Annotated in this window: 6 protein-coding genes; 3 read left to right on the top strand and 3 right to left on the bottom strand. The window is 73.7% G+C overall.

Annotation, left to right across the window (positions count from 1 at the left end; all coding sequences use genetic code 11):
* The coding region (locus tag FQY64_RS14130; RefSeq protein ID WP_146475309.1) for an ankyrin repeat domain-containing protein at positions 1–2,980 on the top strand (2,980 nt) is incomplete at its 5' end.
* Between the two features lie 325 nt (positions 2,981–3,305).
* Here the strand turns inward: FQY64_RS14130 and FQY64_RS14125 are convergent.
* Complete coding sequence (locus FQY64_RS14125; protein WP_146475307.1) at positions 3,306–5,126, bottom strand: monovalent cation:proton antiporter-2 (CPA2) family protein; 1,821 nt, start codon at positions 5,124–5,126, stop codon at positions 3,306–3,308.
* A gap of 132 nt (positions 5,127–5,258) precedes the next feature.
* Between FQY64_RS14125 and FQY64_RS14120 the strand changes: the two genes are divergently transcribed.
* A complete protein-coding gene (locus FQY64_RS14120) occupies positions 5,259–6,257 on the top strand; it encodes a GGDEF domain-containing protein (protein ID WP_146475305.1) in 999 nt (332 codons plus the stop codon).
* 94 nt (positions 6,258–6,351) lie between these two features.
* Here the strand turns inward: FQY64_RS14120 and rho are convergent, their stop codons facing one another.
* Both rho and trxA read right to left on the bottom strand, forming a co-directional pair.
* Complete coding sequence (gene rho / locus FQY64_RS14115) at positions 6,352–8,004, bottom strand: transcription termination factor Rho (RefSeq protein ID WP_146475303.1); 1,653 nt, start codon at positions 8,002–8,004, stop codon at positions 6,352–6,354.
* A gap of 205 nt (positions 8,005–8,209) precedes the next feature.
* Complete coding sequence (trxA, locus tag FQY64_RS14110; RefSeq protein WP_146475301.1) at positions 8,210–8,536, bottom strand: thioredoxin TrxA; 327 nt, start codon at positions 8,534–8,536, stop codon at positions 8,210–8,212.
* 211 nt (positions 8,537–8,747) lie between these two features.
* On the opposite strand from trxA, the gene rhlB reads away from it, so the two are divergent.
* Positions 8,748–10,183: ATP-dependent RNA helicase RhlB (rhlB, locus tag FQY64_RS14105; RefSeq protein WP_146475299.1), on the top strand; the 1,436-nt coding region annotated here is incomplete at its 3' end.

Genomic DNA, 10,183 nt, shown 5'->3' with positions numbered 1-10,183 from the left:
GCTCAGCGCCGCGTTCGCACTGCTGCTGATCGCCCTGTGGCGGGTGTGGCCGCTGTGGCCGGCACTGCTGGACGGCGTGCCGCCGCGGCGGGCGTGGGCGCGCCTGCGCGAGCTGGATACGTCGCCCTGGCGCGGCGCGCTGGCGGCCGCGCTGGTGGCCCTGCCGCTGGCGGGCGCGGTCGCGCTCGCCTGGCCGGGCCTGCTCGACGGCGCGGCGCGCTGGGCGATCGCCGCACCGCTGGCGCTGCTGCCGCCGTTCGCCTATGCGGCGCTGGCGCGCATTCCGCCGGCCGCCGAGCGCCCGCGCGCCTGGCCGGCGTTCGCGCCGACCGCGGTCGACAGCGCGCCGCAGCCGGACGGGCCGATCGAGCCGCTGCTGTACCAGGCCGCGCGCGCCGGCCGCGTGGACCGCGCGCTGGAGCTGCTCGAACAGGGCGCCGATCCGCACGCGCCGCCGCCCGCGGGCGAGCGCGACCAGCGCGGGCTGGCGGTGCTGGCCGCGGTGCTGCCCGATCTGCGTCTGCTGCGGGCGCTGATCGCGCGCGGCGTCGATCTCAACCTCGCCCATGCCGGGCTCACGCCGCTGCTGGCCGCCACCCGCGACAGCTGGCACGGCCGGCCGGAAGCGGTGATGACCCTGCTGGCCAACGGCGCCGATCCGCGCGTGACCGACGCCGAAGGCAACACCCCGTTGCATCACGCCGCGCGCAGCACCGATCCGGGCGTCGCCGCGCTGCTGCTCGACGCCGCCGCGGCGCTCGATCCGCCCAACCATGACGGCTTCACGCCGCTGGCCATCGCCTGCGCGTCCGGCAACTGGCGGCTGGCGCGCTTCCTGCTGGAGCGCGGCGCCCGGCCCGAGCCGGCCGACGCCCAGCCCGCGCTGCTGGCCGCCGCCGCCAGCGAGGACGACGATCCGGCCGGCGTGCAACTGCTGCTCAAGCACCGCGCGAAGGTGGACGCGCGCGGCCGCCACGGCCGCACCGCGCTGATGGAAGCGGCCTGCGCCGGCCATGTCGAGATCGTCGAGGCGCTGCTGGCCGCCGGCGCCGATCCGCTGCTGGCGGACGCGGAAGGCCGCAACGCCTGGCTCGAGGCCGCGCGCCACGGCCACCGCGCGGTGCTCGATGCGCTGCTGGCGCGCACGCGCGAGCCGGCGCTGCTGCTGCACTCGCACGACGCCGACGGCCGCGACGCGCTGATGCTGGCGGTGCAGGCCGAGCAGGCGACGCCGGCGCTGGTGCAGCGGCTGCTCGAACTCGGGCTCGATCCGCACCGCCGCGACCTCGACGGCAAGCGCGCGCTCGATCGCGCCGCCGAGGCCGGGCGCTGGGCGCTGGTGGCCGCGCTCGATGCCGACTACGGCCTGCCGCCCAGCATCAGCGGCGAGGAAGCCGTGCCGCCCGACCGCGCACCCGTCGCGGTGCTGCGCGACGCGCTGCTGGACGGCCGCTTCGACGGTCTGGAGCGCGTGCTGCCGCTGCTCGCCCCCGGCGAGCTGTCCGCGCTGCTGCACGAGGAGGACGTGCAGGCCTCGCCGGAGGCGCTCGACTGGCTGCTGCGCCACGGCGCGGACGCCGAGGTGCGCGATCCGCGCGGCGACACGCCGCTGTTCGTGCTGTTCGACCGCGGCCCGGCGGCGCTGCCGGCGATCGAGGCCCTGCTCGCGCGCGGCGCCTCGCCGGCCGGTCGCGGCGGGCTGGCGCGCTGGCTGGCCGCCTGCCTGCGCGTGCACGGGCTGGGCGATGCGCGCCGGCTGCAGGCATGCGCGCTGGCGCTGCTCGACCGCGGTGCCGATCCGTTCGCGCCCACGTCCGCCGGCGATCCGCCGCTGACGCTCGCGATCCGCCTCGACTGGCAGGCGCTGACGACGCGGCTGATCGAGACCGGCGTCGCGCTCGATGCGCGCGACAGCCGCGGCATGAGCGCGCTGCATCTGGCCGCCGCGCTCGGCCGCGAGCCCCTGGTGCGCGCGCTGATCGCGCGCGGCGCCTCGCCGGAGTCGCGCGCCGCCGACGGCCAGACCCCGCTCGGGGTGGCGCTCGCCAGCGGCCGCCGCGACATCGCCGACTGGCTCGACTGGCGCGGCTGGCCGCTGCCGCGCCGCCCGCTGCGCGCCGCCGACCTGCCGGCGGCGGCGATGCAGGGCGACGCCGAGGCGGTGCGCCGGCTGCTCGAGCTCGGCCTGCCGATCGACGCGGTCGACGCCCAGGGCTGCACCGCGCTGCTGCGCGCCGCCGGCGGCGGCCATCGCGCGGCGGTCGATCTGCTGCTCGCGCGCGGCGCCGACAGCGCGCTCGCCGCCCATTCCGGCGCCACCGCGCTGTCGGCCGCGGTGAGCATGCGCCACCTGGACATCGTCGAGCGCCTGCTGCGCGCCGGCGCGCCGCTGGAGCAGCGGCTGCCCGGCGAACTCACCGTGCTGATGGTCGCCTGCGCGCTCGGCCTCACCGACGTCGCCGCGCGCCTGCTCGCCGCCGGCGCCGACGTGCACGCGCAGGACGCCCAGGGCCGCGCGGCGATCCACTGCGCGGCGATGTACGGCTTCGGCGCGCGCGACCGCACGCGCCTGGTCGCATTGCTCGACACGCTGCTGCTGGCCGGCGCCGAGCCCGACCAGCCCGCCGCCGGCGCGACGCCGCTGCTGCTGCTGCTCGGTGCGCGCGCCGAACCGGGCACCACCGCCGACGAGGACGTGCTGATCGCGGCGCTCGACCTGCTGCTCGACCACGAGGCGCGCCTCGACGCCCAGGATCCGCGCGGCTTCGGCCCGCTCCACCTCGCCGCGTTGCACGGCCTGCTGCGCGTGGTGCAGCGCCTGCTGCGCGCCGGCGCCGATCCCGACCTGCGCGACACCCTCAACCGCACGCCGCGCGACATCGCGGTGATGCGCGGCTTCGTCGACATCGCCGCCGAGTTCGTGCCGGCCACGCCGGACAGCCAGGTGTCGATGGCGCGCTTCCTGCGCGACCGGAGCTGAGGGGGGCGGGGAGCGGGGAAGAGGGAACAGGGAACAGGGGACGGGGAACAGGGAACAGGGGACGGGGAACAGGGAACGGGGAACAGGGAACGGGGAACAGGGAACGGGGAACAGGGAACGGGGAACAGGGAACGGGGAACGGGGAACGGGGAACGGGGAACGGGGAACGGGGAACGCAGCACGTCCTGACGATGACCACGCATGTCCGCCTTCGCCCGTGCGGGGACGGAGGCGCGCTATCCCCCCTCTCCCCGCGCGGCGGGGGAGAGGCCTGGGGTGAGGGCGCGCCGCAGGCGCCCTGCGCGATCCGCGCAGCGCCCGCGTCTCACCCCGCCCCGGTCGGCGGCCGCTCCGGCGCGACGATCTCGCCCAGCACGCCTTCGCCCTGATCGGCTTCGAACAGTTGCTCCAGTTCGCGGCGCGCCTCGGCGGCGCTCTGCAGCAGCGCGTCCTCGTCGTCCTGCACCAGGTACTGCGCCTGCAGCACGCGTTCGTCGTGCTCGGCGAAGCGCTCCACCCGCGCCTGCGCGATCGCCTCGGGCACGCCCAGTTCGCGCAGCACCTGCTCGCCCATCTTCAGGCTGGTGTGGAACGTCTCGCGCATCGCACGCGCGCCGAGGTCCATCAGCGCCCAGGCATGGCGGCGGTCGCGGGCGCGCGCGTACACGACGGCGTCCGGATAGAGCCGGCGCAGCGTGCGCACCACGCGCAGGTTGGTCTCCGGCTTGTCGATCGCGACCACGAACACCCGCACGTGCGCGGCGCCCGCCGAGCGCAGCAGGTCGGGCCGCGCCGGATCGCCGTAGTACACGGGGTTGCCGAAGCGGCGCACGAAGTCCACCTGCTCGGCGTTGTGTTCGATGGCGATGAAGCGGATCCGCTGCGCCGCCAGCAGGCGGGCGACGATCTGCCCGAAACGGCCGAAGCCGGCGATCAGCACCTGCGGATGCTGGTCCGGGATCGTGTCGTACTCCCGCCGCGGCGCGCCCGCGCGCGCCTGCGGCAGGCGGTCGAGCGCGAGCAGCAGCAGCGGCGTGACCGCCATCGACAGTCCCACCGCGGCCACCAGCCGGTCGCGCAGCGCGGCTTCCAGCAGCCCGGCGCGCGTGGCCTCGGCGAACACCACGAAGGCGAACTCGCCGCCCAGCGCGAGCACCGCGCCCAGCCGCAGCGCCTCGCGGCCGCCCAGACCGCCGGGGCGGATGCCGATCGCGACCAGCAGCGCGAACTTCACCGCCATCATCGCCGCCACCAGCGCCGCGACCTGCACCGGTTCGGCGGCGATGCGGTCGAGGTCGATGCTCATGCCGACGGCGATGAAGAACAGCCCGAGCAGCAGGCCCTTGAACGGCTCGATCTGCGATTCCAGCTCGTGGCGGAATTCCGAATCGGCCAGCAGCACGCCGGCGAGGAACGCGCCCAGGCCCGGCGAGAGTCCCGCCGCCTGCATCAGCCACGCCGCGCCGAGCACGGTCAGCAGCGCCGCGCCGGTGAACACCTCCGGCATCTGCGTGCGCGCCACCGCGCGGAACAGATGGCGCAGCAGCACCCGGCCGCCGATCGCCACCGCCGCGATCGCGCCGACCGCCTTCACCACCGCCCAGCCGAGCGGCCCGCTGTCCGCCGCCGCGCGCCCGAGCAGCGGGATCGCCGCCAGCAGCGGAATCGCCGCCAGGTCCTGGAACAGCAGGATCGCGAACGCCAGCCGGCCATGGTCGGTGTTGAGCGCCTTGCGCTCGGCCAGCGCCTGCAGACCGACCGCGGTGGACGACAGCGCAAGGCCGACGCCGACCACCAGCGCGGCCTTCCCGTCCAGACCGAGCCCGTACGCCGCCAGCAGCGCCAGCGCCGCGCCGGCCGACAGCACCTGCAGTCCGCCGGCGCCGAACACCGGCCTGCGCATCACCCGCAGACGCGCGGGGGACAGCTCCAGGCCGATCACGAACAGCAGCATCACCACGCCGATCTCGGACGCCGCCAGCACCGGCGCGGCGTTGCGCACCACGCCCAGCCCGTCCGGCCCGAGCGCCGCGCCGGCCGCCAGATAGCCGAGCACCGCGCCGAGTCCGAGGCGGCGGAACACGGGCACCGCCGCCACCGCGGCGAGCAGGAACACCAGGGCCAGTTCGAGTCCGCCGCCGTGCATGGGCACCTCCGCCGGCGAGTCTAGCGCCCGCGGCGCGCGCGCCGTCCTCAAGACGGCCGCATTCCCGCCGCTAATGCGGATGGACACACACATGCATGCCACCCGGCGGGGCCGGGCCGCTGAAGGATACAGATGCCGATCGATCGGCTACGGAGCGACGTCCACTACGCGATCCTCGTCGTCTTCGCAATCGTCGGACTGCTCGGGATCGCGCCGTTCGCCGTGTACCGCTTCCTGCGCGGCGACTGGCTCGCCGGCGCGGTCGATACCGGCGTGGTCGCCGTGCTGGCCGCCACCCTCGCCTACCTCTGGCGCGGCGGGAGCCCGCAGCGCGCGGCGATCGTGTTCGTCGCCAACAACACGCTCGGCTGCATGCTGATCGCGGTCAACCTCGGCCTGCCGGGCGTGCTGTGGACCTATCCCGCGCTGGTGTCCAACTTCCTGATGACCTCGCGCCGGATCGCGATCGTCGCCGCGGTGGCGCTGATCGTTGGCGTGGCGCTGTTCGACCCGGTGCTGGACGCGCTGGACCGGGCCGGTTACGTGGTCACCGCCGCGCTGACCAGCGTGTTCTCGTTCCTGTTCGCGCAGCGCACCCACTCCCAGCGCCGGCAGCTCGAACGGCTCGCCACCCACGACGCGCTCACCGGGCTCTACAACCGGCGCGCGATGGAGAGCGAGCTGGCCGCCGCCGCCGAGACCTTCCGCCGCCATCGCCTGCCGGTCGCGCTCGCCGTGCTCGACATGGATCACTTCAAGCGCATCAACGACGCCTTCGGCCACGAGGCGGGCGACCAGGTGCTGGTGCGGTTCGCGCGGATCGTGCAGGGCCGCTGCCGCGCCAGCGACCGCTTCTTCCGCTACGGCGGGGAGGAATTCGTGCTGCTGTTGCCCGGCGCCGGAGGCGAGGGGCTGCGGCGTCTGCTGGAGGAACTGCGCACGACCGTCGAGACGCGCCTGCAGATCGACGGCCGGCCCGTCACCGTCTCGATCGGCGCCGCCTCGCTGCGCGCGGACGAGAGCGTGACGCAATGGCTCGCGCGCGCCGATGCCGCGCTCTATCGCGCCAAGGACGGCGGCCGCAATCGCGTCGAGCTGGCCGAGGACGTCGAGGATCCGCTCGCCGCCTGAGGCGCCTTGCGACCGCGCCGCAGTGCCGTCGCGGCCTCCACCAACGACAAGGCCCCGCAGCGCGGGGCCTCGTCGGCTGGCGCGCGGACGGCGCTCAGCGCTTCATCGAAGCGAAGAACTCGTCGTTCGACTTGGTGTTCTTCATCTTGTCGAGCAGGAACTCCATCGCGCCGATCTCGTCCATGCCGTGCAGCAGCTTGCGCAGGATCCAGATCTTCTGCAGCAGCTCCGGCTCGATCAGCAGATCCTCGCGGCGGGTGCCGGAGCGGTTGATGTTGATCGCCGGATACACGCGCTTCTCGGCGATCGAGCGCGACAGGTGCACCTCGCTGTTGCCGGTGCCCTTGAACTCCTCGTAGATCACCTCGTCCATCTTGCTGCCGGTGTCGATCAGCGCGGTGGCGATGATGGTCAGCGAGCCGCCTTCCTCGACGTTGCGCGCGGCGCCGAAGAAGCGCTTCGGCCGGTGCAGCGCGTTGGCGTCGACGCCGCCGGTGAGCACCTTGCCCGAGCTCGGCACCACGTTGTTGTAGGCGCGCGCGAGGCGGGTGATCGAATCGAGCAGGATCACCACGTCCTTCTTGTGCTCGACCAGGCGCTTGGCGCGCTCGATCACCATCTCGGCGACCTGCACGTGGCGCGCGGCCGGCTCGTCGAACGTCGAGCTGATGACCTCGGCGCGCACGGTGCGCTGCATCTCGGTCACTTCCTCCGGACGCTCGTCGATCAGCAGCACGATCAGGTGCACGTCCGGATGGTTGGTGGTGATGGCCGTGGCCACCTGCTGCATCATCATCGTCTTGCCCGCCTTGGGCGGGGAGACGATCAGCGCGCGCTGGCCCTTGCCCTGCGGCGCCATCAGGTCGAGGATGCGGCCGGTGATGTCCTCGGTCGAGCCGTCGCCGCGCTCGAGCTTGAACTTGCGGCGCGGGAACAGCGGCGTGAGGTTCTCGAACAGGACCTTGTTCTTCGACGCTTCCAGCGGCTCGCCGTTGATGGTGTCCACCACCGCGAGCGCGAAGTAGCGCTCGCCGTCCTTCGGCCAGCGGATGCGGCCGGACAGGTGGTCGCCGGTGCGCAGATTGAAGCGGCGGATCTGGCTCGGGGAGATGTAGACGTCGTCGGGGCCGGCCAGGTAGCTGGCCTCGGCGGCGCGCAGGAAGCCGTAGCCGTCGGGCAGGATCTCCAGCACGCCGTCGGCGGCGACGCCCTCGCCGTGGCGGGTCAGCACCTTCAGCAGGGCGAAGATCACGTCCTGCTTGCGCGCACGGGCCACGCCCTCGTGGATGTTGAGCTGCTCGGCGATCTCCAGCAGCTTCGGCGTCGGCATCCGCTTCAGATCGCCCAGCGAGTACTGCGGGAAGCCTTCCGGCACCTGCGGCATCGGTCGCTGCTGCGGCGGCGGCATGCCGTCGCCGCCGTCCTCGTTGCTGCCGTCGCGATCGCGGTCGCGGAAGCGGTTGCGGCGGTTGCGGAAGCGTTCGCGGCGGTTGCGGTGGCCGCCCTCGAAGCCGCCGTCGCGCGCCTGCGCGCCGCCGCCGTTGTCGCCACCGCCGGATTCGCCGGCGCCTTCACCGCCGCCGGACGGGGCGGGCGCGCTCTCGGCGACGGGGGCGGCAGGTGCGGCCGGAGGCGACGCTGCGGCAGGAGCTTCGGCGGGGGCGGCGCCTTCGTCGCCCTTGGGCACGCGTGCCTTGCGCACGCGCTTCTCGGCGCTCTCGCCGAGTTCGGGAGTGGTATCGGACAAGCGTGGAATCCTCGCTAAGCGGCGAGCGCTCGCGGGTGCGAGCGGGCTATCGGGGCGTGGTTGATCGAGACGGGGTGCGGCGCGCGCATCGCGCCGGATGGCCAGAAGCTAGCACCGCCGCAGCAGGCCGGCAAGCGGTGCGATGTGTACGGTTACGCCGCATTGGGGCGCGGCCGCGCGGGCCGCCGCCCGGCCCGCTGCGCCTTCACAGCGCCTTGTCGAGCATCTGCGCGATCTGCGCCTTGCCGACCGCGCCGATCTGCGTGGCCTGCACCTGGCCGTTCTTGAACAGCAGCAGCATCGGGATCGAGCGCACGTGGTACTTCATCGCGGTGGCGCGGTTGTGGTCGACGTTGACCTTGGCGATCTTCACGCGACCGTCATACGCCTCCGCCAGTTCGTCCAACGCCGGCGCGATCATCTTGCAGGGGCCGCACCACTCGGCCCAGAAATCGACCAGCACGGGCTGGGACGACTGCAGCACGGCGCTGTCGAAATCGGCGTCGCCGACATGGACGATCTTCTCGCTCACGGAGCTCTCCTCGGGGTCAGGGACGGCCGGCGGCGGGGCGCCGCAGGCCCATGCGGTAAACTGGGGCGGTCGCGCGCCCTGGCAAAGGGCCGCAACGCGAGATGCTTCGATCCGCGCGCCGCGTCAATCGAGCCCGACCGGCCCCGGCAGTCTGCTGCGCGGACCGCCCTCCACGCAAGCGCACGCCTCGTGCGCGCACCCTCTACGCTAAATGAGCGACAAGCCCCTTACCGACGTCACCTTCTCCTCCTTCGATCTGCATCCTGCGCTGTTGGCCGGACTCGAAGGCGCAGGCTTCACCCGCTGCACGCCGATCCAGGCGCTGACCCTTCCCATCGCGCTCGCCGGCCGCGACGTCGCCGGCCAGGCCCAGACCGGCACCGGCAAGACGCTGGCGTTCCTGGTGGCCACGCTCAACCGCCTGCTGACCCGCCCGGCGCTGGCCGACCGCCGCCCGGAGGATCCGCGCGCGCTGATCCTGGCGCCCACGCGCGAGCTCGCGATCCAGATCCACAAGGACGCGCTCAAGTTCGGCGCCGATCTCGGGCTGAAGTACGCGCTGGTCTACGGCGGCGTCGATTACGACAAGCAGCGTGCGCAACTGCAGGCCGGCGCCGACATCATCATCGCCACCCCCGGCCGGCTGATCGACTACGTCAAGCAGCACAAGGTGGTCTCGCTGCACGCCTGCGAGGTGTGCGTGCTCGACGAGGCCGACCGCATGTTCGACCTCGGCTTCATCAAGGACATCCGCTTCCTGCTGCGCCGGATGCCGGCGCGCACCGAGCGGCAGACGCTGCTGTTCTCCGCCACGCTCAGCCACCGCGTGCTCGAGCTGGCCTACGAGCACATGAACGACCCCGAGAAGCTGGTGGTCGAGACCGAGACCGTCACCGCCGCGCGCGTGCGGCAGAAGGTGTTCTTCCCGGCCGACGAGGAGAAGATCCCGCTGCTGCTCGGTCTGCTGTCGCGTTCGGAAGGCGCGCGCACGATGGTGTTCGTCAACACCAAGGCGTTCGTCGAACGGGTGGCGCGCGCGCTGGAGAAGGCCGGCTACCGGGTCGGCGTGCTCTCCGGCGACGTGCCGCAGAAGAAGCGCGAGTCGCTGCTCAACAAGTTCCAGAAGGGCCAGCTCGAGATCCTGGTCGCCACCGACGTCGCCGCGCGCGGCCTGCACATCGAGGGCGTCAGCCACGTCTACAACTTCGACCTGCCGTTCGACGCCGAGGACTACGTGCACCGCATCGGCCGCACCGCGCGGCTGGGCGCGGAGGGCGATGCGATCAGCTTCGCCTGCGAGCGCTATGCGATGTCGCTGCCGGACATCGAGGCCTACATCGAGCAGAGGATTCCGGTCGAGCCGGTGACGCCGGAGCTGCTGGTCGCGCTGCCGCGCGCGCCGCGGCCGCAGGCGGAGGGCGAGGCCGAGGACGGCGAGAGCATCCGCGAGATCTTCCGCGAGGCGCGCGAGCAGCGCGCGGCCGACGAGGAACGCCGTGGCGGCAACAAGCGCCGGCGCGGCGGCAAGGGCGGCGAGCGTCGCGAGGGTGGACGTCGCGAAGGCGGCGAGCGGCCGCGGGCCGCGCAGGGCGAAGCGCGCGCCGACGGCGAAGGTGCGCCCACGCCGGCCGCGCGTCCGCCGCGCGC

Origin of the sequence: Vulcaniibacterium thermophilum, from assembly GCF_007923255.1 — a bacterium.
GTDB lineage: Bacteria > Pseudomonadota > Gammaproteobacteria > Xanthomonadales > Xanthomonadaceae > Lysobacter_F > Lysobacter_F thermophilum.
The sequence above is the reverse complement of the archived record's forward strand: the minus strand, read 5'-3'. Positions and strand labels throughout refer to the sequence as shown.